Annotated in this window: 16 protein-coding genes; 10 read left to right on the top strand and 6 right to left on the bottom strand. The window is 69.0% G+C overall.

Going from position 1 to position 24,893, the window contains the following annotated elements; all coding sequences use genetic code 11:
- The coding region (locus ABY44_RS03965; protein ID WP_431640889.1) for a translocation/assembly module TamB domain-containing protein at positions 1–3,871 on the top strand (3,871 nt) is incomplete at its 5' end.
- Between the two features lie 67 nt (positions 3,872–3,938).
- Here ABY44_RS03965 and metG read toward each other — a convergent pair.
- Both metG and ABY44_RS03955 read right to left on the bottom strand, forming a co-directional pair.
- Positions 3,939–6,092: a methionine--tRNA ligase gene (gene metG, locus ABY44_RS03960; RefSeq protein WP_059686614.1), complete on the bottom strand. Its 2,154-nt coding sequence runs from the start codon at positions 6,090–6,092 to the stop codon at positions 3,939–3,941.
- 375 nt (positions 6,093–6,467) lie between these two features.
- Positions 6,468–7,112, bottom strand: coding sequence for an OmpA family protein (locus ABY44_RS03955; RefSeq protein ID WP_021163796.1), 645 nt, complete (start codon positions 7,110–7,112; stop codon positions 6,468–6,470).
- Positions 7,113–7,463: 351 nt separating this feature from the next.
- Here ABY44_RS03955 and apbC point away from each other — a divergent pair, with 351 nt between their 5' ends.
- The 5 genes from apbC to ABY44_RS03930 all read left to right on the top strand — a co-directional run bounded on the left by apbC (position 7,464) and on the right by ABY44_RS03930 (position 13,095).
- Positions 7,464–8,555 (top strand): iron-sulfur cluster carrier protein ApbC, encoded by a 1,092-nt coding sequence (apbC, locus tag ABY44_RS03950; protein ID WP_021163794.1) that lies wholly within the window; start codon positions 7,464–7,466, stop codon positions 8,553–8,555.
- Between the two features lie 133 nt (positions 8,556–8,688).
- Positions 8,689–9,225, top strand: a complete 537-nt coding sequence (gene sodC, locus ABY44_RS03945) for a superoxide dismutase [Cu-Zn] (RefSeq protein WP_027786736.1) — start codon at positions 8,689–8,691, stop codon at positions 9,223–9,225.
- A gap of 112 nt (positions 9,226–9,337) precedes the next feature.
- Complete coding sequence (gene dcd, locus ABY44_RS03940; RefSeq protein ID WP_006398615.1) at positions 9,338–9,907, top strand: dCTP deaminase; 570 nt, start codon at positions 9,338–9,340, stop codon at positions 9,905–9,907.
- Positions 9,908–9,988: 81 nt separating this feature from the next.
- On the top strand, positions 9,989–12,268 hold the full coding sequence (locus tag ABY44_RS03935) for an arginine/lysine/ornithine decarboxylase (protein WP_059697693.1): 2,280 nt from the start codon (positions 9,989–9,991) through the stop codon (positions 12,266–12,268).
- Positions 12,268–13,095: a lysozyme inhibitor LprI family protein gene (locus ABY44_RS03930; RefSeq protein ID WP_059590462.1), complete on the top strand. Its 828-nt coding sequence runs from the start codon at positions 12,268–12,270 to the stop codon at positions 13,093–13,095. The genes ABY44_RS03935 and ABY44_RS03930 overlap by 1 nt, the downstream gene beginning before the upstream one ends.
- An 82-nt stretch (positions 13,096–13,177) precedes the next feature.
- On the opposite strand, the gene ABY44_RS03925 is transcribed toward ABY44_RS03930, so the two are convergent.
- From ABY44_RS03925 to ABY44_RS03915, 3 genes are all read right to left on the bottom strand, one after another.
- Positions 13,178–13,861, bottom strand: coding sequence for an HAD family hydrolase (locus tag ABY44_RS03925; protein WP_060174830.1), 684 nt, complete (start codon positions 13,859–13,861; stop codon positions 13,178–13,180).
- 94 nt (positions 13,862–13,955) lie between these two features.
- Positions 13,956–15,365, bottom strand: a complete 1,410-nt coding sequence (gene argH, locus ABY44_RS03920) for an argininosuccinate lyase (protein ID WP_027786739.1) — start codon at positions 15,363–15,365, stop codon at positions 13,956–13,958.
- A gap of 138 nt (positions 15,366–15,503) precedes the next feature.
- A complete protein-coding gene (locus tag ABY44_RS03915; RefSeq protein ID WP_059486192.1) occupies positions 15,504–16,313 on the bottom strand; it encodes a helix-turn-helix transcriptional regulator in 810 nt (269 codons plus the stop codon).
- Positions 16,314–16,531: 218 nt separating this feature from the next.
- Between ABY44_RS03915 and ABY44_RS03910 the strand changes: the two genes are divergently transcribed.
- Positions 16,532–17,284, top strand: coding sequence for a class I SAM-dependent methyltransferase (locus ABY44_RS03910; RefSeq protein ID WP_060083242.1), 753 nt, complete (start codon positions 16,532–16,534; stop codon positions 17,282–17,284).
- Positions 17,285–17,419: 135 nt separating this feature from the next.
- Here ABY44_RS03910 and ppc read toward each other — a convergent pair whose 3' ends face one another.
- Positions 17,420–20,446 (bottom strand): phosphoenolpyruvate carboxylase, encoded by a 3,027-nt coding sequence (gene ppc / locus ABY44_RS03905; protein WP_060174829.1) that lies wholly within the window; start codon positions 20,444–20,446, stop codon positions 17,420–17,422.
- A gap of 207 nt (positions 20,447–20,653) precedes the next feature.
- Here ppc and hemC point away from each other — a divergent pair, with 207 nt between their 5' ends.
- From hemC to ABY44_RS03890, 3 genes are read left to right on the top strand one after another with little or no spacing between them, the layout of a single operon-like run.
- A complete protein-coding gene (gene hemC / locus ABY44_RS03900; RefSeq protein WP_027786743.1) occupies positions 20,654–21,658 on the top strand; it encodes a hydroxymethylbilane synthase in 1,005 nt (334 codons plus the stop codon).
- Complete coding sequence (hemDX, locus tag ABY44_RS03895; protein ID WP_059697683.1) at positions 21,658–23,628, top strand: fused uroporphyrinogen-III synthase HemD/membrane protein HemX; 1,971 nt, start codon at positions 21,658–21,660, stop codon at positions 23,626–23,628. The genes hemC and hemDX overlap by 1 nt, the downstream gene beginning before the upstream one ends.
- Before the next feature lie 2 nt (positions 23,629–23,630).
- Positions 23,631–24,818 (top strand): heme biosynthesis protein HemY, encoded by a 1,188-nt coding sequence (locus ABY44_RS03890; protein ID WP_011352869.1) that lies wholly within the window; start codon positions 23,631–23,633, stop codon positions 24,816–24,818.
- The last annotated feature ends 75 nt before the right edge of the window (positions 24,819–24,893 follow it).

Below are 24,893 nucleotides of genomic sequence, written 5' to 3'. Positions count from 1 at the left end.
GTGGCAGGTGGCGGAGCGCGTGCTCGGCGCGCGGCTCGCGGGCACGCTCGACGGCGGCTCGCTCGCGACCGGCGTGCGGTTGCGCGGGTTCGCCTGGACGAGCCCCGACGGCACCGGTACCGAAATCCGCATCGACCGGCTCGACGGCCGCTGGGCATTGACCCGCGCGCCGTGGCGTCTGTCCATCGCGTATCTTCGGGCCGGCACGATCGACGTGCGGATCCCGCCGGGGCCGTCGACGCCGAGTGCGACGCCGCAGGACCTGAGCCTGCCGCTGCAGTTGCGGATCGACGACCTGCGCGTCGATCACCTCGCGATCCACGACGGCGGCTCGACGACGCAGCTCGACCATCTCGCGCTGAACGGCCGCAGCGACGGTCGTCACCATGAACTCGTGCTCGACGGCGTCGATACGCCGTACGGCGCGCTGACCGCGCGCGCGAAACTCGACGGCGTGAAGCCGTTCGCGCTGACGGGGGAGGCCACTTACGCGGGCAAGCTGGCCGACGAACCGGTCGATGCGCGCGCTCGCGTGTCGGGTTCGCTCGAGGCGCTCGTCGCGGAAGTCGACGCGAGCGGGATGAAGCTGAACGGGCGCGCGCACGTCGAGGCCGCGCCGTTCGGCGCGGTGCCGCTCACGCGCGCGTCGCTCGCGTTCGATCACGTGAACCCGCAGGCGCTCGCGCCCGGCGCGCCGGCCGCCGATCTCGCGGTGCGCGCGGAACTCGCACCCGTGACCGCGCCGGCCGGCTCGGCACCCGCAAAGGGGTTCGCGGTGACGGGCCCGGTGTCGATCGTCAACGCGAAGCCCGGCACGCTCGGCGACCACCTGTTGCCGGTGATCGACGCGCACGCGAACGTGCATCTCGACGCGCACGCGCAGCGGATCGACGCGCTCGCGCTGAAGCTGATCCGCGACGGCAGCGTGACGGGCAACGGCACGCTGACGGGCGGCAAGGGCCGCTTCGACCTGAAGGTCGCGAACCTCGACCTGAACGCCTTCGTCGCCGAGCTGCGGCCGATGCGCCTGGGCGGCCCGCTCGGCGTGACGCTCGCGGCCGGCGTGACGACCGTCGACTTCAACCTGAACGATCCGAAGCTCGCGCTCGGCGCACGCGCGAAGGTTGCGCTGACGCCGCAGCAGACCGTGCTGACCGACGCACGCGTGACGGCGGGCAAGGGCCGCATCGACCTGACGGGCGTGTTCCGCCACGATGCGCATTCGAGCTACGACGCGAAGGCGACGCTGACCGGATTCGATCCGCTGCTGCTCGCCGCGCAGAGCGCGCCGAAGGCCGGCAGCGGCAAGGCGCCTGTCAAGGTCGCGAAGGCGCCGCCCAGGCGCGGCGAGACGCGCGTGTCGGGCACGCTGACGGCGTCGGGCGCGTTCGCGCCGCAGGTGTCGACGAAGGCGACCTTCAAGCTCGGCGACAGCCTGTACGACGGCGTGCCGCTGACCGGCGCCGGCGTCGTGCAGCTCGTCGGCTCGCGGATCCTGCCGAGCAACGCGAACCTGTCGATTGCCGGTAATCATGTCGACCTGCGCGGCAGCTTCGGGGCGCCCGGCGACCGGCTGCGCTTCGTCATCGACGCGCCGCAGCTCGACCGGCTCGGCTTCGGCGTGGAAGGGCTCGTGCAGGCGCAGGGCGACCTGACCGGCAGCTTCGCGCACCCGAACGTGACGGCCACCTACAAGGCCGAGCACGTCGTCGTCGGCTCGAACCGGATCGGTGCCGCGCAGGGCCGCGCGGACATCCGCGACGGCGCGCACGGCGCCCTCGTGTTCACGGCCGACGCGACCGACCTCGCGCTCGGTTCGCTGAATCTGAAATCGCTGCGCGCGAACCTCGACGGTACGCGCGCGAAGCACACGCTCGACGCGTCGGCGCTCGGGACGGCCGGCGGCCGCGTGATCGACTTGACGCTCGCGGCGAACGGCGGCGTGGTCGAGAGCCGCGACGGGATGCGCTGGGACGGTACCGTGACGCGTCTCGCGAACCGCGGCACGCCGGCCGTCGCGCTGCAGGCGCCGCTGACCGTATCGGCCGGTGCCGGCCGCGTGACGCTCGGCGCGACGCGGCTCACGCTCGAGGGCGCGGCGATCGACCTGAAGTCGTTCGTGTTCGATCACGGCCAGATGCGCTCGGCAGGCTCCGTGAGCGGCGTGTCGGTCGCGCGTTTCCTCGAGGTCCGCCAGGAGCTGACGGGCCAGCGGCCGCCGGTGCGAACCGACGTCGTACTCGACGCCGACTGGGATTTCTCGCTCGGCGCGAACTCGACCGGCCATGTGCAGGTGAAGCGGCGCGGCGGCGACGTGACGATCGAGAGCGGGCGCGGCATCGCGTCGCTGGGGCTGACCGAGCTGTCCGCGCGCGCGAACTTCACGCCCGGCAACCGGCTCAACGTGACGGCGCTCGCGAAGGCGAACCGGATCGGCACGCTCGACGCGAACGTCACCGTGCCGTTCGCGCTGCGCGACGGCATGTTCGGCGTGGTCGACGACGGCCCGCTGTCGGGCCGCATCGACGTCGACGTCCCGGCGCTGAAGACGACCGGCAACCTGTTCGGGCCGAGCTATCTGCTCGGCGGGCGCGCGGCGCTGAAGCTGACCGTCGCGGGCACGCCGGCGAAGCCGAACCTGTCGGGGACGCTGACGGGCGACGACCTGTCCGCGACGCTCGTCGACCAGGGCGTGCAGTTGAAGGACGGCATCGTGCGTATCAAGCTGTCGGAAAACCTCGTCGAATTCCAGCAGGTCGAGTTCCACGGTGGCGACGGCACGCTGCGCGCACTTGGCCGCGTGCGTCTCGACGGCGAGGCGCCCGACCTGACCGCGAGCATCGTCGCGGACAAGCTCGAGCTGTTCGCGGCGCCGGACCGGAAGCTGTCGCTGTCGGGCAAGGCGACGGTCGCGAACGACGGGCCGCGCGGCGCGCTGTCGATCGACGGCAAGTTCGTCGTCGATCGTGCACTGTTCGACCTGCCCGAGGAGTCGGCGCCGCATCTGTCGGACGACGTGGTGATCGTGCAACCCGACGGCACGGTGCGCGGCGAGACGCCGACCGGCACCGCCGTTGCCAAGCCAAAGCCGGCCGCGGACAAACCGGCGCCGTCGCTCGCGCCGCGCGCGAACATCGACATCGGCCTCGGCAACAACTTCCGCTTCAAGGGGCACGGCGCGGATCTCGGGCTGCGCGGCACGATCACCGTGATGAGCGCGCCGGGCGTGCCGTTGCGCGCGGTCGGCAACGTGCGTGTGACCGAAGGGTCGACGTACACGTCGTTCGGCCGCAAGCTCGCGATCGAGAACGGCTTTTTCACCTTCAACGGCCCCGTGTCGAACCCGGGCGTCAACATCCTCGCGATGCGGCGCAACCAGGAAGTCGAGGCCGGCGTGCAGGTCACGGGCACGATCCAGTCGCTGACGGTCAAGCTGGTGTCGGAACCGAACGTCACGGACAACGAAAAGCTGTCGTGGCTGCTGTTCGGGCACGGCACCGACCAGGGCAACAACGTCGGCCAGCAGGGCACGATGACGGCGGCGCTCGGGCTGCTCGGCAGCGTGACCGGCAAGCGGGTCGCGCAGACCTTCGGTCTCGACGAGGTCTCGGTCGGCCGCAGCGAAGTGGGCCTGACGGACCCGCAGGTCGTGCTGGTGTCGAAGGCGATCAACGAGCGGTTCGTGCTCGGCTTCGAGCAGGGGCTGCAGTCGGCGAGCAACGCGTTCAAGGCGACGATCAACCTGACGCGCTTCTGGTCCGTCTCCGCGTACGGCGGCACGTTCCAGGGCGTCGACCTGAACTACACGCGGCGTTTCGACCGGTGGTTCGGCAGCGATGCGGCGCGGGCGCGGCGTGCCGAGCAGCCATGAATGAAAAAGCCCCGCACGAAACGAATCGTGCGGGGCTTTGTTTGGCGCCAGCGGCAGCGCGTTCGGCTTACTTCACGCGCATGCCGGGCTTCGCGCCGCTGTGCGGCTCGAGGATGTAGAGGCCCGGTTCCGCCTTCTCGTCGGTGGCCGACGCGGCGAGCACCATCCCTTCGGACAGGCCGAACTTCATCTTGCGCGGCGCGAGGTTCGCGACCATCACGGTCAGCTTGCCCACGAGCTGCTCGGGCTGGTACGCGGACTTGATGCCCGAGAACACGTTGCGGGTCTTTTCCTCGCCGACGTCGAGCGTGAGCTGCAGCAGCTTGTCCGAACCCTCGACAGCCTGGCACGCGACGATCTTCGCGATGCGCAGGTCGATCTTCGCGAAATCGTCGATCGAGATGGGGGCATCGTCGGCGCCGTTCACGGCGGCCGGCTTCGCGTTCGCCTTGGCGTTCTTCGCCTCCTTGGCGGCGTTCGCGCTCGCGGCGGCCGCGCCGGTGGCCTCGGCCTGCAGCGAATCGCGGTTCGCGGCGAGCAGTGCCTCGATCTGCTTCGGGTCGACGCGCGTCATCAGGTGCTGGTACGCCTTGATCGGCTGTTCCGACGACAGCGGCTTCGCGGCATCGGCCCATGCGAGCGGCGCGATCCCGAAGAACGACTCGACGGCCTCGGCCACGCGCGGCATCACCGGCTTCAGCGCGAGCGACAGCAGGCGGAAGGACTCGAGGCTCACGCTGCAGGTTTCGTGCAGCGCGACCGCGTTGGCCGGATCCTTCGCGAGATCCCACGGTTTGGCGCCGTCGACGTACGCGTTCACTTCGTCCGCGAGCTCCATCGTGTGGCGCAGCGCGCGGCCGTACTCGCGTGCTTCGTAGTGCGCGGCGATCCCGGGAATCGCATCGCGCAGCTTCACGACGAGCGGATGGTTCATCGCGCTGTCCTGCACGCGGCCGTCGAAGCGCTTGATCAGGAAGCCTGCCGCGCGGCTCGCGATGTTCACGTACTTGCCGACGAGATCGCTGTTCACGCGCGCCTGGAAATCGTCGAGGTTCAGGTCGATGTCTTCCATCGTCGCGTTCAGCTTCGCGGCGAAGTAGTAGCGCAGCCATTCGGGGTTCAGGCCCGTGTCGATGTAGCTCTGCGCGGTGATGAACGTGCCGCGCGACTTCGACATCTTCGCGCCGTCGACCGTCAGGAAGCCGTGCGCGAACACGTTGGTCGGCGTGCGGTGGCCCGAGAACTCGAGCATCGCGGGCCAGAACAGCGTGTGGAAGTACAGGATGTCCTTGCCGATGAAGTGATACTGCTCGGTGGTCGAGCCCGGGCGGATCCACGCGTCGAAGTCGACGCCGTTGCGGTCGCACAGGTTCTTGAAGCTCGCGTAGTAGCCGACGGGCGCGTCGAGCCACACGTAGAAATACTTGCCGGGCGCGCCCGGGATCTCGAAGCCGAAGTACGGCGCGTCACGCGAGATGTCCCAGTCGGCGAGCTTGGCCTCGCCGGCGTCGCCGAGCCATTCGCGCATCTTGTTGGTCGCTTCGGGCTGCGCGAGGCCGCTCACCCATTCGCGCAGGAACGTTTCGCAGCGCGGATCGGACAGGCGGAAGAAGTAGTGCTTCGACGTCTTGCGCACCGGCGTCGCGCCCGACACGACCGAATACGGGTTCAGCAGTTCGGTCGGCAGGTAGGTCGAGCCGCACACTTCGCAGTTGTCGCCGTACTGGTCCTTCGCGTGGCACTTCGGACACTCGCCCTTGATGAAGCGGTCGGGCAGGAACATTTCCTTGACGGGATCGTACGCCTGCTCGATCTCGCGCTCGGCGATGAAACCGGCTTCCTGCAGCGCGACGTAGATCTTCTCGCTCAGCACGCGGTTCTCGTCCGAATCGGTCGAGTAGAAATTGTCGAACGACACGCCGAAGCTGTCGAAGTCGCGCTTGTGCTCGGTCCACACGCGGTCGATCAGCTGCTTCGGGGTCAGTCCTTCCTTCTCCGCGCGCAGCATGATCGGCGTGCCGTGCGTGTCGTCGGCGCCGATGTAGTAGACCTCATGGCCATGCATTCGCAGCGTCCGCACCCAGATGTCGGTCTGGATGTACTCGACCAGGTGGCCGATGTGGATCTGCCCGTTGGCATAGGGCAGTGCGGACGTAACGAGGATCTGGCGGTCACCTTGCGGCGCCGCAGCCTGCACGGAAGTGAGGTCGGATGCGGACATAGGGTCTGTAGAGGAACGGCGGAAAACGACGGGAAACTGCGATTCTAGCAGGGGCGCGCGCCGGCGACGCGGGCAGGGCGCCGCTGACCGGGCGCCGGAACGGGCGGGGCCGCGCAAGCGGCGTGCCCGGCGGTGACATGCTGCGGCGCAGCACGAATTCTGCGGGCAAAAAAACCGGGGCGGATACGGCCCCGGAGCAACAACGACAAGAGGAGAATGGTGACGCGCCGGCAACACCAGCCGCGTACCGTAAATACTGACCACGGCCTGCGACAGAAGTTCGAAAATTTTTTCGATTTGTTACCGGCCCCGCCGGAAGTCTTGTCCGGCGGGGCTGCGCGGGCGGCGGGCCCGCGCCTTCCCCTCGTCGTGCGCTTACTGCGCCTGTGCTGCGCGCAGGTAGATTTCGACGCGGCGGTTCTGTGCGCGGCCGGCTTCCGTCGCGTTGTCCGCGATCGGGTTCGACGGGCCCATGCCCTGTGCCGACAGGCGGCCGCCGGCAACGCCGCGCTGCACGAGCGCGTTGACGACGCTCTGCGCACGGTTCTGCGACAGCGTCTGGTTCAGCTGCTGCGAACCCGTACTGTCCGTGTAGCCGACGATCGATGCCGTCACTTGCGGGTTCTGGTTCAGCGTCGTCGCCAGGTCGTTCAGCAGCGGCGTGAAGGCCGGCGTGATCGCGTACTGGTTCGTCGCGAACGTCACCGAGCTCGGCACGTTCAGCTTCAGCGAGCCGTCCGGCTGCTCGGTCACCTGCGTACCCGTCTTGGCTGCCGACGGCGCGAGCTTGTTCTTGATCGCCTGCCAGTTGTAACCCGTCACGCCGCCGACCAGTGCGCCGACGCCCGCGCCGATCGCCGCGCCCTTGCCGCCGCCCGCCAGCGCGCCGATGCCTGCGCCCAGCGCCGCACCCGTGCCGGTACCGACGGCCGTGTTGTTGCCTTGCTGCGTGGCGCAGCCTGCCAGCAGTGCGCCGGCCAATGCGAAGACGGACAGACGGGTCGCGATTTTCATGTTCATCTTGGATTCCTCTCTTGGTTGAACGAGTCGACAACGACGACAACAACAGTTACGGCTCCACGCGCGGGCCGCCCGAAAAAGGAGGACAGGCCTGCGCCAGCGGCAGCCGCCGAGGTGGCCGCATGCCCTGTCCGTCAGCGTGGCTGTTCGGGCAGTGCGACGCGTCAGCCTCTACAATATAGGCGGTTGGTGGCCGATTTGGCCCCATAGCATGCCGCAGGCGAAGAGTGCGCCGGGTCGCGCGTTCGCGCAATGGCGTGCAACAGATTCTTTCACTTTTCCCGATTTTCGCAGCGCAATTTGATATTTTTTGACGTTTGCGCGCGAGAAAAACGTTTTCACGGAGTTTCGATGAGCATTGACCGGGCACAAGTCGACGCCGCTTTGGCGGCTGTCGTCGACCCCAATACCGGCCGTCCGTATGCGGCGAACAAGGGCGTGCGCAACGTCGCGATCGACGGCGACGTCGTGGCGCTCGACGTGGTGCTCGGTTATCCCGCGCGCAGCCAGCACGACGACGTGCGCGCACGCGTCACCGCGGCGCTCCAGGCCGTGCCCGGCGTACGCGACGCGCGCGTCGCCGTGTCGCAGGAGATCGTCGCGCACACGGTGCAGCGCGGCGTGAAACTGCTGCCGAACGTGAAGAACATCGTGGCGGTCGCGTCGGGCAAGGGCGGTGTCGGCAAGAGCACGACGGCCGTCAACCTCGCACTCGCGCTCGCCGCAGAAGGCGCGTCGGTCGGCATCCTCGACGCCGACATCTACGGCCCGTCGCTGCCGACGATGCTCGGCATCCACGGCCAGCGCCCCGAGTCGCCCGACAACCAGTCGATGAACCCGCTCGTCGGCCACGGGCTGCAGGCGAACTCGATCGGCTTCCTGATCGAGGAAGACAACCCGATGGTATGGCGCGGCCCGATGGCGACCTCCGCGCTCGAGCAGCTGCTGCGCCAGACCAACTGGCGCGAGCTCGACTACCTGATCGTCGACATGCCGCCCGGCACGGGCGACATCCAGCTCACGCTCGCGCAGCGCGTGCCGGTCACGGGCGCGGTGATCGTCACGACGCCGCAGGACATCGCGCTGCTCGACGCGAAGAAGGGCCTGAAGATGTTCGAGAAGGTCGGGATTCCGATCCTCGGCATCGTCGAGAACATGAGCATCCACATCTGTTCGAACTGCGGCCACGAAGAACACATCTTCGGCGCCGGCGGGGCCGAGCGGATGGCGAAGGATTACGACGTCAACGTGCTCGGCAGCCTGCCGCTCGACATCGCGATCCGCGAGCGGGCCGACAGCGGCACGCCGACGGTCGCGGCCGATCCCGAAGGCGCGCTGGCCCGTCGTTACCGCGACATCGCGCGCGGTGTCGCACTGGCGATTGCCGAGCGTTCGCGCGACATGACGTCGAAGTTTCCGTCGATCGTTGTTCAAAATACGTAAAACCCTTGCGGGGCGGGGCCTCACGCTGTTTACGGCGCCGCGAGGCGCGGTATCATGGCGACTTTTCCCGGGTCCCTTTACCCGCCCGGCGCGGCCGTCGTGTCAAACGGCCGCCAGCCGGCATGAGGATCGAATGAAACAACGACATCACGGCGTGCGCGCCGGCCGCGTGCGGTACGCGCTGCTGGCCGCCGCCGCGCTGGGCCTGCTGGCCGGCTGCACCTCCTTTTCCTCGTCGCACGAAAAACGGGCCGACGCACAACTGCAGCCGACGGTCGGCTCGCAGGCGCGCGGCGCGGTGACGTTCGTCGAGCGTCCGGACGGCGTTCAGGTCACGTACAACCTGGCCGGCCTTCCGCCCAACAGCGATCACGCGCTACAGGTGCACGAACGCGGCGACTGCAACGCGGGCGACGGCTCGAGCGCCGGCCAGGTGTTCGCGCCGGCCGCCGACCGGCTGCGCGCGGGCGCCCGCGTCGCCGGCGATCTCGGCAACATCCATGCGGACGCGAACGGCGTCGCGGCCGGCTTCATCGTCGCGCCCGATCTGGCCCTCGATGGCGTGCGCTCGGCGATGAACCGCGCGGCGCTGGTGCACCGCGACTCGAGCGATCCCGCGTTTCCGCAGCATGGCGCGGGGCCCGCGCTCGCCTGCGGCGTGATCCGTTGACGGCCGCCGCGTGCGCGCGCCGATGATCGCGTAAAATGTCCGCCTTTCCCGGCCGCCGTCTCGCGCGAGCGGCCCTCCCTGACCGTCACGCAGCGTTTCCAGGCGCCCCGATATGAGTATCAAGTCCGACAAATGGATTCGGCGCATGGCCGAAGAGCACAAGATGATCGAGCCGTTCGTGCCCGATCAGGTTCGCGCGTCCGAGGACGGCCGCCGGATCGTCAGCTACGGCACGTCGAGCTACGGCTACGACATCCGCTGCGCGGACGAATTCAAGATCTTCACGAACATCAACTCGACGATCGTCGATCCGAAGAACTTCGACGAGGGTTCGTTTGTCGATTTCAAGGGCGACGTGTGCATCATCCCGCCGAACTCGTTCGCGCTGGCCCGCACCGTCGAATATTTCCGCATCCCGCGCACCGTGCTCACCGTCTGCCTCGGCAAGTCGACCTATGCGCGCTGCGGGATCATCGTCAACGTGACGCCGTTCGAACCCGAGTGGGAAGGCTACGTCACGCTGGAATTCTCGAACACCACGCCGTTGCCCGCGAAGATCTACGCGAACGAAGGCGTCGCGCAGGTGCTCTTCTTCGAAAGCGACGAAGTGTGCGACGTGTCGTACGCGGATCGCGGCGGCAAGTATCAGGGGCAGCGCGGTGTCACGCTGCCGAAAACCTGATCTGGTTGCATAACGTCTCACCAGTTTCCGGGTGACCGCTGCGCGTGACGCGCCGCGGTCGTTCTTTTTGGAGAATCGCCCATGAAGTTTCGTTTCCCCGTCGTCATCATCGACGAAGATTTCCGCTCCGAGAACATCTCGGGCTCCGGCATCCGGGCGTTGGCCGAAGCGATCGAGAAGGAGGGCGTCGAAGTCCTCGGCCTCACGAGCTACGGCGATCTGACGTCGTTCGCGCAGCAGTCGAGCCGCGCGTCGTGCTTCATCCTGTCGATCGACGACGACGAACTCATGCTCGGCGAAACCGGCCCGGACGGCGAACTGCCCGAACTCGCGACCGCGATCATCGAGCTGCGCGCGTTCGTCACCGAAGTGCGCCGCCGCAACGCGGACATCCCGATCTTCCTGTACGGCGAAACGCGCACGTCGCGCCACCTGCCGAACGACATCCTGCGCGAGCTGCACGGCTTCATCCACATGTTCGAGGACACGCCGGAGTTCGTCGCGCGCCACATCATCCGCGAGGCGAAGGTCTATCTCGACTCGCTCGCGCCGCCGTTCTTCAAGGAACTGGTGAAGTACGCGGACGAAGGATCGTACTCGTGGCACTGCCCGGGCCACTCGGGCGGCGTCGCGTTCCTGAAGAACCCGCTCGGCCAGATGTTCCACCAGTTCTTCGGCGAGAACATGCTGCGCGCCGACGTCTGCAACGCGGTGGACGAACTCGGCCAGCTGCTCGACCACACGGGCCCGGTGGCGGCGTCCGAGCGCAATGCGGCGCGCATCTTCAGCGCGGACCACCTGTTCTTCGTGACCAACGGCACGTCGACGTCGAACAAGATCGTCTGGCACGCGACGGTCGCGCCCGGCGACATCGTGCTGGTCGACCGCAACTGCCACAAGTCGATCCTGCACGCGATCACGATGACGGGCGCGATTCCGGTGTTCCTCACGCCGACGCGCAACCACTTCGGCATCATCGGGCCGATCCCGCGCGACGAGTTCAAGCCGGAGAACATCCGCAAGAAGATCGAGGCGAACCCGTTCGCGCGCGAGGCGTTGCGCCAGAACCCGGACATGAAGCCGCGCATCCTGACGATCACGCAGAGCACGTACGACGGCGTCGTCTACAACGTCGAGATGATCAAGGACCTGCTCGGCGACCTGCTCGACACGCTGCACTTCGACGAAGCGTGGCTGCCGCACGCGACGTTCCACGACTTCTACCGCGACATGCACGCGATCGGCGACGGCCGTCCGCGCACGGGCGCGCTCGTGTTCGCGACGCACTCGACGCACAAGCTGCTCGCGGGCATCTCGCAGGCATCGCAGATCGTCGTGCAGGATTCGGAGAACCGCACGTTCGACAAGCACCGCTTCAACGAGGCGTACCTGATGCACACGTCGACGAGCCCGCAGTACGCGATCATCGCGTCGTGCGACGTCGCGGCCGCGATGATGGAGCCGCCGGGCGGCACCGCGCTCGTCGAGGAATCGATCGCCGAGGCGATCGATTTCCGCCGCGCGATGCGCAAGGTCGACGCCGAATACGGCGACGACTGGTTCTTCAGCGTGTGGGGCCCGGACGAGCTGTCGGCAGAAGGCATCGGCTCGCGCGACGACTGGATGCTGAAGCCGAACGACCACTGGCACGGCTTCGGCCCGCTGGCGGAAGGCTTCAACATGCTCGACCCGATCAAGGCGACGATCATCACGCCGGGGCTCGACGTCGACGGCGAGTTCGGCGAGACGGGCATCCCCGCCGCGATCGTCACGAAGTACCTGGCCGAGCACGGGATCATCGTCGAGAAGACCGGCCTGTACTCGTTCTTCATCATGTTCACGATCGGCATCACGAAGGGCCGCTGGAACTCGATGGTGACCGAGCTGCAGCAGTTCAAGGACGACTACGACAACAACCAGCCGCTGTGGCGCGTGCTGCCGGAATTCGTCGCGCAGCATCCGCGCTACGAGCGTGTCGGCCTGCGCGACCTGTGCACGCAGATCCACGACGTGTACCGCGCGAACGACATCGCCCGCCTGACGACCGAGATGTACCTGTCGGACATGGAACCGGCGATGAAGCCGTCGGACGCGTTCGCGAAGCTCGCGCACCGCAAGATCGACCGCGTGCCGCTCGACGAGCTCGAAGGCCGCGTGACGAGCATCCTGCTCACGCCGTACCCGCCGGGCATTCCGCTGCTGATTCCGGGCGAGCGTTTCAACAAGACGATCGTGAACTACCTGCGGTTCGCGCGCGACTTCAACGAGCGCTTCCCGGGCTTCCACACCGACATCCACGGCCTCGTCGCGGAAGAGGTGAACGGCCGCGTCGAGTACTTCGTCGACTGCGTGCGCGACTGATGGCGACGCACGGACGAATCCAGGCGATGCGTGCGGCGGTGGCCGCGCTCGTCGTCTGGGCGGCAGGCGTGTCTGGGCTGGCGGGCATGGGTGTCGCGCACGCGGAAGTCGCGGCGGCCGACCCGATCGACGTCGCGATGCGGCAATGCCTCGCGCGGCGCGACCGGTCTTCGCCGGCCGGCCAGATCCAGTGCATGGGCGAAGCGCAGCAGCAGTGGCAGGCCGTGATGGACGGCGCATACCAGCGCCTGTTGAAGGATGCGCCGGCCGACGCGAAGCGCGGCTGGCAGGACAGCCAGCGCCGCTGGCTCACGTGGCGCAAGGATGAAGTGCATCTGCTGAAGGCCGTGTACGACACCACGCGCGGCACGTCGTACGCGATGTCGAGTGCCGACCTGCAGCTGCAGCCCGTGCGCGATCGCGCGCTGGCGCTGCGCGGCGCGGCCGATCGCTATGCACCGCCGCCCGCCGCCGTGCCGGTGGCGGCCACGAGCGGCGCGCAGGGCGGCACGAGTGCGGCCCAGGGTGGGGCCCGGCCGAACGGCAAGCCGGCGAACGCGCCGCGCGATCCGGCCGTGCGCCGCGTGCGCCCGTGCGAACAGGACGCCGCGTGCGAGCACGCGCTGTTCGACCTGAACCGCTATTACCAGAAGCTGCGCCGCAAGATGCCTGCGCACTCGGCCGCGACGCTCGTACGCGCGCAGCGCGCGTGGGTCGGGTTCCGCGATGCGACGGCGCCGCTCGTCGGCGAGGACGGCCGCGTCGACCTGATCGGCGCGCGCATCGCGACGATGAAACGGCTGTCGGAGACGGCGGGCAACAAGTAAGCGCAACCGCGATGCCGGTTGTTCGGCGATAGGGCAAAACGGGCACCTTCGGGTGCCCGTTTTGCATCGGGTGGCACGCGATCTAAGCGGGCCGTCGCGTAACGTGCCCGCCGAACCACGACGGCACGAGCGCGAGCGCATCGTCGAGCGAGGCCAGCACGTGCAGGCTCAGCGCGACGATTTCGGGCGTGGGCGCTTTCAGGTCAGGCACCGTTACGACCGATGCGCCCGCGCCGGCGGCCGACTGCGCACCGAAATCGCTGTCCTCGAACGCGACGCATGCGTGTGCCGGCACGCCGAGGCGTTCGGCCGCGAGCCGGTAGACGGCCGGGTCGGGCTTGCCGCGCGCGACTTCGTCGCCGCCCGCGATCGCGCGGAAGAACGGCAGCACGCCGACCGCGTCGAGCCGCGCGCGGATCACCTCGCTCGCGGACGACGACGCGACCGCGCACGGAATCCCAGCTTGCGCGAGCGCGTCGAGCAGCGCGAACGCGCCGGGCTTCAGCGGAAACTTCGGATGCGGTTCGGGCGCCGCGAGCTGCTCGCGCACGCGGGTGCGCACCGCGTCGAACGTGTCGGGGTTGCCGATCAGCCGCGCCAGGATCACCTGGCCTTCGGCGAACGAGCGGCCGACGATCTGCAGGTAGTCAGCGGTGGTCAGCGTGACGCCGTGCGCATTCGACACGTCGATCCACGTGTTCATGATGGTCCGCTCGGAATCGACGAGCAGGCCGTCCATGTCGAAGAGCGCGGCGGAAAAGGTCATCGGCGGCATTCGGGAAGCGGGGAAGGCGATGGGCGGCGCGGCGGCCGCCCGAATGAAAAACGGACGCCGATGGCGTCCGTCCGGAACAGCGGGCTTACCGGCCGAGCGCGGCGCGGGCTGCCTTGACCGCCGCACGCACCTGGTCGGGCGCGGTGCCGCCCGGGTGATTGCGGCTGGCGACCGAACCTTCGAGCGTCAGGTAGCCGAACACGTCTTCGCCGATCAGGTGCGCGACGTTCGGCAGTTCCTGCTTCATCTCGTCGAGCGTCAGGTCGGCCAGGTCGATGCCACGGTCGTCGCAGATCTTCACGGCGTGCGCGACGGCTTCGTGCGCATCGCGGAACGGCAGGCCGCGCTTCACCAGGTAGTCGGCGAGGTCGGTGGCGGTCGAGAAGCCCTGCAGGGCGGCCGCGCGCATCGCGTCCGGCTTCACGGTGATGCCGGCCACCATCTCGGCGAAGATCCGCAGCGTGTCGGCGACGGTGTCGACCGTGTCGAACAGCGGTTCCTTGTCTTCCTGGTTGTCCTTGTTGTACGCGAGCGGCTGGCCTTTCATCAGCGTCAGCAGCGCCATCAGGTGGCCGTTCACGCGGCCCGTCTTGCCGCGCGCGAGCTCGGGCACGTCCGGGTTCTTCTTCTGCGGCATGATCGAGCTGCCGGTGCAGAAGCGGTCGGCGATGTCGATGAAGCCGACGCGCGGGCTCATCCACAGCACGAGTTCTTCGGAGAAGCGCGACACGTGCGTCATCACGAGCGCGGAAGCCGCCGTGAATTCGATCGCGAAGTCGCGATCCGACACCGCGTCGAGCGAGTTCGCGCAGATGCCGTCGAAGCCGAGCGTCTTCGCCACGGCGTGACGGTCGATCGGGTAGCTCGTGCCGGCGAGCGCGGCCGCGCCGAGCGGCAGGCGGTTCACGCGGGTGCGGCAGTCGCGCATGCGCTCCGCGTCGCGCGAGAACATCTCGACGTACGCGAGCAGGTGGTGGCCGAACGTGACGGGTTGCGCGACCTGCAGGTGCGTGAAGCCCGGCATGATCGTGTCGGCGTTCTGTTCCGCGAGGTCGAGCAGCGCGCCGCGCAGGTCATTCAGCAGGCCGCCGATGCGGTCGATCTCGCCGCGCAGCCACAGGCGGATGTCGGTGGCGACCTGGTCGTTGCGCGAGCGGCCCGTGTGCAGGCGCTTGCCGGCATCGCCGATCAGCGCGGTCAGGCGCGCCTCGATGTTCAGGTGGACGTCTTCCAGGTCGAGCTGCCATTCGAATTCGCCGCGCTCGATTTCACCCTTGATCTGCGCCATGCCGCGTTCGATCGCGGCCAGGTCGTCGGCGCTGATGATCTTCTGCGCGGCGAGCATGTTCGCGTGCGCGAGCGAGCCGGCGATGTCGACGAGCGCGAGGCGCTTGTCGAAAAACACCGACGACGTGTAGCGCTTGACCAGCTCCGACATCGGTTCCGAGAAGCGGGCCGACCAGGCCTCGCCCTTTTTGTGCAGTTGGGACGTCATGGCGATTCTTCGAAGGGGATGTTGGGCGGCGTGCGCCGCCGAGGGAATCCCGCGATTCTAACATTCGCGGGCCTGCCCGCCGCGGCGCGCAGCCGTTCGCGGCGGCCCGCCGGCCGTGGCCCGCGCGGGCCGGCCCGTTCAGTCGCGCACGAGCACGACCAGCTTCAGGTCTTCGCGGTGCGCGGGCTTCAGCGTGATCTGCTGGTACACGAGGCGGCCGTCGGCCGGATGGTCGAATTCGCGCAGGCCGCCTTCGCGTTCGAACACGTCCTGCGATGCCCAGTACTGCGCGAAGGCGTCGCTGCCGGCGGTCAGTGCGTCGATCAGCGCACGCGTGGGCGCGTCGGTCAGGTGCCGGATCGAATCGGCGCGGAATTCGGCCGCGAGCCGCCGCGCGCGGGTTTCCCAGTCGACGATCAGCGTGCGCGCGGCCGGCGACATGAAGGTGAAGCGCAGCAGGTTGCGGTCGTGTTCGCCGTCGAGCCAGCCGGAAAAGAGCGCGGCGGCCGGTGCGTTCCACGCGAGTGCGTTCCATTGCCGGTCGAGCACGTAGGCGGGCGTCGCGATGGCCGCGACGGTCGCGGCGAGCGTCGGCGGCAGGTCGCCGCCCGCGACGTCGGGCTCGGCCGGGTCGCGCTGCGCGGCCAGCTCGAACAGGTACGCGCGCTCGGCCTTCGACAGTTGCAGCGCGACGGCGATCCGCGCGAGTGCGTCGGCCGACGCGGACACGGGGCGGCCCTGTTCGATCCACGTGTACCAGGTGGGGCTGACGCCGCAGAGCTGCGCGACTTCCTCGCGCCGCAGCCCCGGCGTGCGGCGGCGCGGGCCGGGCGGCAGGCCGACGGCCTGCGGCGACAGCCGCTCGCGGTGGGCGCGGATGAATTCGCCGAGCGCACGGGCGGGCGTGGCATCGAGCGGCGGGACGGGGACGGAGGACGGCTGGTTCATGCGGAAACGGCGAAGTGGAAGCGGGGATGCGGCAACGATCAGACGGGTGTATCGAATACCAGAATAACTGCTTAACTTGTACTGGTACAAGCGCGGGCCTATTGTAGCGGCTCGCGCGCTGCCAGGGGAGCGGGCGTCCCACAAAACGTGTTGCATGGGGCCGGAATGCGCACTGACGCATCCACGCCGGCCGATTGCGCAAAAGAAAGGAGAGAACGATGAAACACCACGACCAGGTCGCCGACGCATTCGGCACGACGGCCGCCGCCTACCTGACGAGCACGGTCCACGCGACGGGCGCCGACCTGCAGACGCTCGCCGACGCGGTGCGTGCGACGCCCGATGCCGCGGTGCTCGATCTCGGCTGCGGCGCCGGCCACGCGAGCTTCGCGGTCGCGCCGCACGTGCGCGACGTGGTCGCCTACGATCTCGCCGCGCAGATGCTCGCGACGGTCGACGCCGCGGCGCGCGAGCGCGGGCTCGCGAACATCCGTACGCAGCAGGGCCCGGCCGAGAAACTGCCGTTCGAGACGGCGACGTTCGACTGGGTCGTGAGCCGGATGAGCGCACACCACTGGCACGACATGCGCGCGGCGCTCGCCGAAGTGCGCCGCGTGCTGAAGCCGGGCGGCCGCGTGCTGATGATCGACATCGCCGGCAACGACCATCCGCTCCTCGATACGTACCTGCAGGCCGCGGAAGTGCTGCGCGACGCGTCGCACGTGCGCGACTACCGCGCGGACGAATGGCTCGCGATGTTCCGCGATGCCGGCTTCGACGCGCACGTGCACAGCCGCTGGCGGCTGCCGATCGATTTCGATACGTGGGTCGCGCGCATCCGCACGCCGGCCGACAGCGTGACCGGCATTCGCGCGCTGTGGACGCATGCGCCCGACGAGGTGCGCGGCTATTACGCGGTGCAGCCCGACGGATCGTTCGAGCACGACGCGCTGCTGATCGACGCGCACTGAGCGTGCGGTGCGCCGGCACGGTTTCGTCGACGCCCGCAAGCATGAAAAAAGCCGCGATACGCCACCGTGCATACGGTGGGTATCGCGGCTTTCACGTCGCCGGCCGGCGCGGCATCACGCCGCGCCGCATGCGGATCAGCCCGTGTTGCGCAGGCCGGCCGCGATCCCGTTGATCGTCAGGTGAATCCCGCGGCGCAGCCGCGCGTTCGTGTCGCCCGCGCGGTGGCGCTTGATCAGCTCGACCTGCAGGTGGTTCAGCGGATCGAGATACGGGAAACGGTTCTTGATCGAGCGCGCGAGCAGCGGGTTGGTCGCGAGGCGGCCTTCGTGCCCGGTGATTTCCGCCAGCGCCTGCGACGTGCGCTCCCATTCCGCGACGATCCGCTCGAACACGTGCTTGCGCAGCTTGCGGTCGGCGACCAGTTGCGCGTAGCGCGACGCGACCGCGAGGTCGGTCTTCGCCAGCACCATGTCCATGTTCGACATCAGGTTCGAGAAGAACGGCCAGGTCTTGTTCATCTTCTTCAGCAGCGCGACGCGCTTCGTGCGCTCGGCTTCATCCTGCGCGCCGTCGAGATATGCACTCACCGCGCTGCCGAAGCCGTACCAGCCCGTCAGCAGCAGCCGGCACTGGCCCCACGAGAAGCCCCACGGAATCGCGCGCAGGTCCTCGATCTTGCGCTGCTTCGGATCCTGCAGCTTGCGCGAGGCCGGGCGGCTGCCGATGTTCAGCTCGGCGATCTCGGTGATCGGCGTCGACGAGAAGAAATAGTCGGTGAAGCCCGGGGTTTCGTAGACGAGCGCGCGGTACGCGGCCATCGCCGAATCGGACAGCGTCTGCATCGCGGCCTCGAACGCCGGCAGCTGCGCGGGCGCGTTGTTCTGCGGCAGGAGCGTCGCCTCGAGCGTCGCGGCGACGACCGTCTCGAGGTTCCGGCGGCCGATCTCCGGGTTCGCGAACTTGCTCGCGATCACCTCGCCCTGTTCGGTCAGGCGGATCTGGCCGTTCACGGTGCCCGGCGGCTGCGACAGGATCGCCTGGTAGGTCGGGCCGCCGCCGCGGCCGACCGTGCCGCCGCGGCCGTGGAACAGCCGCAGCGTGATCTTGCGGTCGCGGAACAGGTCGACGAGCGCGAGTTCCGCGCGATACAGCTCCCAGTTCGACGTGAGGAAGCCGCCGTCCTTGTTGCTGTCCGAATAGCCGAGCATCACTTCCTGCTCGGCGCCCTGGTGCGCGATCAGCGCGTCGATGCCCGGCAGCGCGAAGTATTCGCGCATGATGCGCGCGGCGTCGCGCAGGTCGGGAATCGTCTCGAACAGCGGGATCACCATCAGGCTGTTGCGGGCGTTGCCGCCGGGCACGCCGAGCGCGCCTTCGAGCAGGCCCGTTTCCTTCTGGAGCAGCAGCACCTCGACGAGGTCGCTGACGGTTTCCGTATGCGAAATGATGTAGTTGCGCACCGCGCGCGGGCCGAATTGGGCGCGCACGTCGCGCGCCTTCTCGAACACGCCGAGTTCGCTCTGGGCGAGCGCGGAGTATTCGAGGTACGGCGAGCGCAGCGGACGCGGATCGGCGAGCGCGGCGAGCAGCACGCGCAGCTTGTCTTCCTCGGCGAGCGCCGCGTAGTCGGCCTCGACGCCCGCGCGCGCGAACAGCTCGGCGACCACGGCTTCGTGGATGTCGGAGCTCTGGCGCAGGTCGATGCTCGCGAGATGGAAGCCGAACACTTCGGCCGCGCGCACGAGCGGCGCGAGGCGCGGCGCGGCGAGCGACGTGCCGTGGTGTTCGTCGAGCGACGCGGTCAGCACCTTCAGGTCGGCGACGAACGCTTCGGAATCCGCATACGGGATCGCGCGCACGGGCGGCGCGCCGCGGCCCGCGCTGCGCACGGGCACCGTGCCTTCGCCGAGACGCACGCGCGCGCTTGCGGCGAGCCGCGTGTAGATGCCGATCAGCGCGCGACGATACGGCTCGTCGACGCGGTGCGGCGACTGGTCGGGCGACGCGGCCGCGAGTGCCTTCACGGCGTCGTTCGCGCCGACGAGCAGGTTCGACACAGACAGTTCGGCGCCGAGCTTGTGCACCTGTTCCAGATAGTGCTCGAGGATCACCGCGGCCTGGCGGTTGATCGCTTCGTCGAGCGTCGACGCGGTCACGTTCGGGTTGCCGTCGCGGTCGCCGCCGATCCAGCTGCCCATCTGGAAGAACGCGGGTACGCGCGCGGACAGGCCGTGCTCGGCGAGCGCGGCCTCGATGTCGCCGTACAGCGCCGGCAGTTCGTCGAGGAACGTCGCGCGGTAGTACGACAGCGCGTTTTCGATTTCGTCGCCGACCGTCAGGCGCGCGTCGCGCAGCATGCGGGTCTGCCACAGCGTGGTGACGCGTGCGCGCAGCATCGATTCGTTGTACTGGCGCTCGCGGCTGGTCAGCTCCTGGTCGCGCTCGGCGAGCAGGCGCGCGATGTCGTGCTGCGCGTCGAGGATGCTCTTGCGCTGCACTTCGGTCGGGTGCGCGGTCAGCACCGGCACGATCAGCGCATCGTCGAAGAAGCGCTGCAGCAGTCGCTTCGACGCGTTGCCGGTCGTTTTCAGCTGCTCGAGTGCGTACGCGACGGTGCCGGGCTGCGACGCGGAGCCGGCCAGCGCGTGGATGCGGCGGCGGCGGTTGTGGTGGCGGTCTTCCGCGATGTTCGCGAGGTGCGAGAAATAGCTGAACGCGCGCACGACGCTCACCGTCTGCTCCGGCGTCAGCTTGCGCAGCTTTTTCTCGAGCGTCTGCGCGGCTTCGCTGTCGTCCTCGCGGCGGAACTTGACGGCCGTCTGGCGGATCGTCTCGACGACGTCGAACACGGTGTCGCCTTCCTGCTCGCGCACGACGTCGCCGAGCAGGCGGCCGAGAAAGCGGATGTCGTCGAACAGCGGGCCGTCCTTGTCGTCGCGCGTGCGGGTGCCGGCCTTCGTCGCACCGGCCGTGCGGGCCGCGGTGCGGGCGGCCGGGCCGGCGGCTTTCGCCGTGCGTTTTGTCTGACGTATCGGGTCTTTCGGTTTCGTTGCCGTTTTCGCACGGCCGTTCGCGGCGGTGGCGACGGTGTCCGTCGAGGCGTCGGAGGAGGACAGGGCAGCATTGCGGCGCGCCGTACGCGCCGATCCGGAAGACTTCACGATGGGTTTCCTTGGGAAAGCTCGAGTCAAAAGGAACTGCGGAAACTGCGAAACTGCGGTCAAGCAACCAGCTACGTGCGGCACATCCGCACATCGGCGCCGCGACCCGCCCGGCGGCAGGCCGGACGCAGGCTCCGGGCCCGGGCGGGCGGGGGCGTGCGTGCTACCATTGTTCGATCTTCAATCCCGTCCTTCGATGTTCCAGCAATGAATTCCGAGACTCCTGCGGCCGGGCCGCAACAGGCACAGCCGCCCGCGACGTTGACGATTGCTTCGCGCGAGAGCCGCCTGGCGATGTGGCAAGCCGAACATGTGCGTGATGCGCTGCGCAAATTATATCCAGCTTGTGACGTGAAAATCCTCGGAATGACGACGCGCGGCGACCAGATTCTCGATCGCACGCTGTCGAAGGTCGGCGGCAAGGGCCTGTTCGTGAAGGAACTGGAGGCCGCGCTGGCCGACGGCCGCGCCGATCTCGCCGTGCATTCGCTGAAGGACGTGCCGATGGCGCTGCCGGAAGGCTTCTCGCTTGCCGCGATCATGGAGCGCGAAGACCCGCGCGATGCGTTTGTGTCGAACGACTACGCGTCGCTCGACGCGCTGCCGGCCGGCGCCGTGGTCGGCACGTCGAGCCTGCGCCGCGAGGCGATGCTGCGCTCGCGCTACCCGCACCTGGACGTGCTGCCGCTGCGCGGCAACCTCGACACGCGCCTGGCGAAGCTCGATCGCGGCGATTACGCGGCGATCATCCTGGCGGCCGCCGGCCTGAAGCGCCTCGGCCTCGAAGCGCGGATCCGCGCGCTGCTCGACGTCGACGCGAGCCCGCCCGCCGCGGGCCAGGGCGCGCTCGGCATCGAGATCGCGTCGCACCGCGACGACGTCGCCGCGTGGCTCGCACCGCTGCACGACCCGCAGACCGCGCTCGCGGTCGAGGCCGAGCGGATGGTGTCGCGCGCGCTCGGCGGCAGCTGCGAGGTGCCGCTCGCCGCGCATGCGGTGTGGCGCGCGGGCGAGCTGTACCTGACGGGCCGCGTGTCGACGACCGACGGCAAGCGCGTGCTGACCGCCGAGGAGTGCGGGGCCGTCATGAGCGTCGCCGATGCGCTCGCGCTCGGCCGCGCCGTGTCCGACGAACTCGAGGCGCAAGGCGCGCTCGAGATCGTCCAGGCGCTGCTCGCGGGCTCGCAGGCCGCCGGCAAGGGCGACGCCTGATGGCGGGCGGCGCGCGCGCGTTCACCGCTGTCCTGACGCGCCCGGACGGCCAGTCCGGCGCGCTCGCGTCGCAACTGGCCGAGGCCGGTTGCGACGTGCTCGAATTCCCGTTGATCGATATTGCGCCCGTCGACGATCCGGCGCCGCTCGACGCCGCGTTCGCGGCGCTCGCCGATTACGCGCTGGTGATTTTCGTGTCGCCGAACGCGATCGACCGCGCGCTCGCGCAGTACGGCGCGATCTGGCCGAACGCGCTGCCGGTCGGCGTGGTCGGGCCCGGCAGCGTCGCGGCGCTCGAGCGTCACGGCATCGCGGCGCCCGCGCATCGCGTGATCGCGCCGCAGGCGCCGGCCGACGGCGGCGTACCCCATTACGATTCGGAAAGCCTGTTCGCGTGCATCGAGGCCGAATTCGGCGGCGCGCCCGCGCTGGCGGGCAAGCGCGTGCTGATCGTACGCGGCGACGGCGGGCGCGAATGGCTCGCCGACCGGCTGCGCGAGGCCGGCGCGGACGTCACGCTCGTCGCCGCATACCGGCGCGTCGTGCCCGAGCCGCGCGTCGGCGCGTGGGAGCGCGTGCATGCGCTGCTCGACGGCGAACCGCATGCGTGGCTCGTCACGAGCTCGGAAGGCGTGCGCAACCTGCACGAACTCGCGCGGACGCATCTGAACGATGCCGAGATCGCCGCGCTGAAGCATGTGCCGCTCGTCACGCCGCATCCGCGAATCGAGCAGACCGCGCGCGCATTGGGTTTTGATAGGATTACGCTGACCGGCGCGGGCGATGAGCGCATCGTCCGCGCGTTTCGAACGATGGCCGACGAGGCCGTCCAACCGGCGACAGCCGCACCGGTGACTAAACGCATGACAGATACCAACGATTCCAAAAGCGTCGCTTCCCAGCCGGCCGCTGCATCCGCACCGCCGTCCCGTCCCGCCTATATGGCGTCCGAACCGCCCGCGCGCCGCGGCGGCAGCGCGGTGCTGTGGTTCGTCGTCGTCGTGCTCGGCTGCGCGGCGGGCGTCGGCGGCTACGCGCTGAACCGCAAGATCGACCGGCTCGATGGCACGTTCGTCGCGCGCCAGAAGGCGCTCGACGCGCAGACGGCCGAAACGCGGATGAAGACCGAGCAGGCGCTGGCGAGTACGCACCAGGTCGACACGCAGCTCGCGCAGCTCGACGGCAAGCTCGCCGACGCGCAGAGCGCGCAGCAGGCGCTGCAGCAGCAATACCAGGACCTGTCGCGCAACCGCGATGCGTGGATGCTCGAGGAAGTCGACCAGATGCTGTCGAGCGCGAGCCAGCAGCTTCAGCTGACCGGCAACACGCAGCTCGCGCTGATCGCGCTGCAGAATGCCGACGCACGCCTCGCCACCTCGCAGAGCGCGCAGGCCGTCACGGTGCGCAAGGCGCTCGCGCTGGACATCGAGAAGCTGAAGGCCGCACCGGCGGCCGACCTCACGGGCCTCGCGATCAAGCTCGACGACGCGATCGCGAAGATCGACGCGCTGCCGCTGTCCGGCGAGGCGATCGTCCCGCACGAAGCGCCGAAGGCTGCGCCGGCCGTGGCCGCATCGTCGGCCGTGGCCGGCGAGCCGCGCTGGAAGGTGTGGTGGCACGACTTCTCGGCCGGCCTCGGCCAGCAGCTGAAGGGGCTCGTGCAGGTGCGCCGGATCGACAACGCGGACGCGATGCTCGCGTCGCCCGACCAGGGTTACTTCGTGCGCGAGAACGTGAAGCTGCGCCTGCTGACCGCGCGCCTGTCGCTGCTCGCGCGCAACGACGGCGCGATGAAGGCCGACCTGCACGCCGCGCAGGCGTCGCTCGGGAAGTATTTCGACCAGGCATCGAAGGACACGCAGACCGTCGAGGATCTGCTCAAGCAGGTTGACGGCGCATCGCTGACGGTCGCGGTGCCGAACCTGAACACGAGCCTGAACGCCGTTCAGCAGTTCAAGAGCCGGGGGTAACGATGACGCTTCGAGGAATCGTCTGGCTCGCGGTCCTGTTCGCGATCGCCGCTGCGCTCGCCACCGTCGGCCGTTTCGACGCGGGGCAGGTGCTGCTCGTCTATCCGCCGTACCGGATCGACGTGTCGCTGAACCTGTTCGTGATCGCCATCGTCGTGCTGTTCATCGTCGTGTATGCGCTGCTGCGCATCGTGCGCAACATCTGGCGCATGCCGCAGCGGGTCGCCGCGTATCGCGCGCGTTCGCGCAACGAGAAGGCGCAGGCATCGCTGCGCGACGCGATCGCGAACCTGTACGCGGGCCGCTTCTCGCGCGCGGAGAAGGCCGCGCGTGAAGCGCTGTCGGTCGACGCGAACCAGGGCGCGGCGAGTCTCGTCGCGGCGACTGCCGCGCACCGGATGCACGAGTACACGCGTCGCGACGACTGGCTGTCGAAGGTCGACGCACCCGAGTGGCAGGACGCACGGCTGCTCGCCGCGGCCGACATGCGCGCGGACGCGCGCGATGCCGACGGCGCGCTCGCCGCGCTGGCCGACCTGCAGGCGGGCGGCAAGCGTATCCATGCGCAGCAGGTTGCGCTGCGCGCGCAGCAGCAGCTGAAAAACTGGGCCGAGGTGCTGAAGCTTGCGAAGGCGCTCGAGAAGCGCGAGGCGCTGCATCCGGCCGCGGCCGTGCGGCTGCGCCAGCAGGCTGCGGAAAACCTGCTGCGCGAACGCCGGCACGACCCGGACGCGCTGCTCGAGGTGTGGCAGTCGCTGTCGCCGGTCGAGCGCCAGTCGCCGCGTCTCGCCGATCTCGCGGCCGATCTTCTCGTTCCGCTCGAGCGCCGCAACGAAGCGCGCCGCATCGTCGAGGACGCGCTTGCCCACAACTGGGATGCGCGCCTGCTGCGCCGTTACCCGGATACGGCCGGCGCCGATGCGCTGCCGCTGATCCAGAAGGCCGAAGGGTGGAAGAAGGATCACCCGGAGGATGCCGACCTGCTGTTCGCGCTCGGCCGCCTGTGCCAGCAGCAGCAGCTGTGGGGCAAGGCGCAGTCGTTCCTCGAATCGGCGCTGAAGCTCGCCGACAACGAGGCGCTGAAGGTGCGTGCGCATCGTGCGCTCGCGCGCCTGTTCGAGCATCTCGGCGAAACCGACAAGGCCGCGAAGCACTACCGCGAAAGCGCGCTCGCGATCACCGTGGTCTGACGCGGGCGGCGTGGCTGCCTGCCGCAGGCGGCCCGCGCAACCCGCGCAAGAAAGCCCCGAATGCCGGAAGGCCTT

Source organism: Burkholderia sp. ZZQ-2 (assembly GCF_050768715.1).
In the GTDB taxonomy this organism is placed as follows: Bacteria; Pseudomonadota; Gammaproteobacteria; order Burkholderiales; family Burkholderiaceae; genus Burkholderia; species Burkholderia cepacia.
The sequence above is the reverse complement of the archived record's forward strand: the minus strand, read 5'-3'. Positions and strand labels throughout refer to the sequence as shown.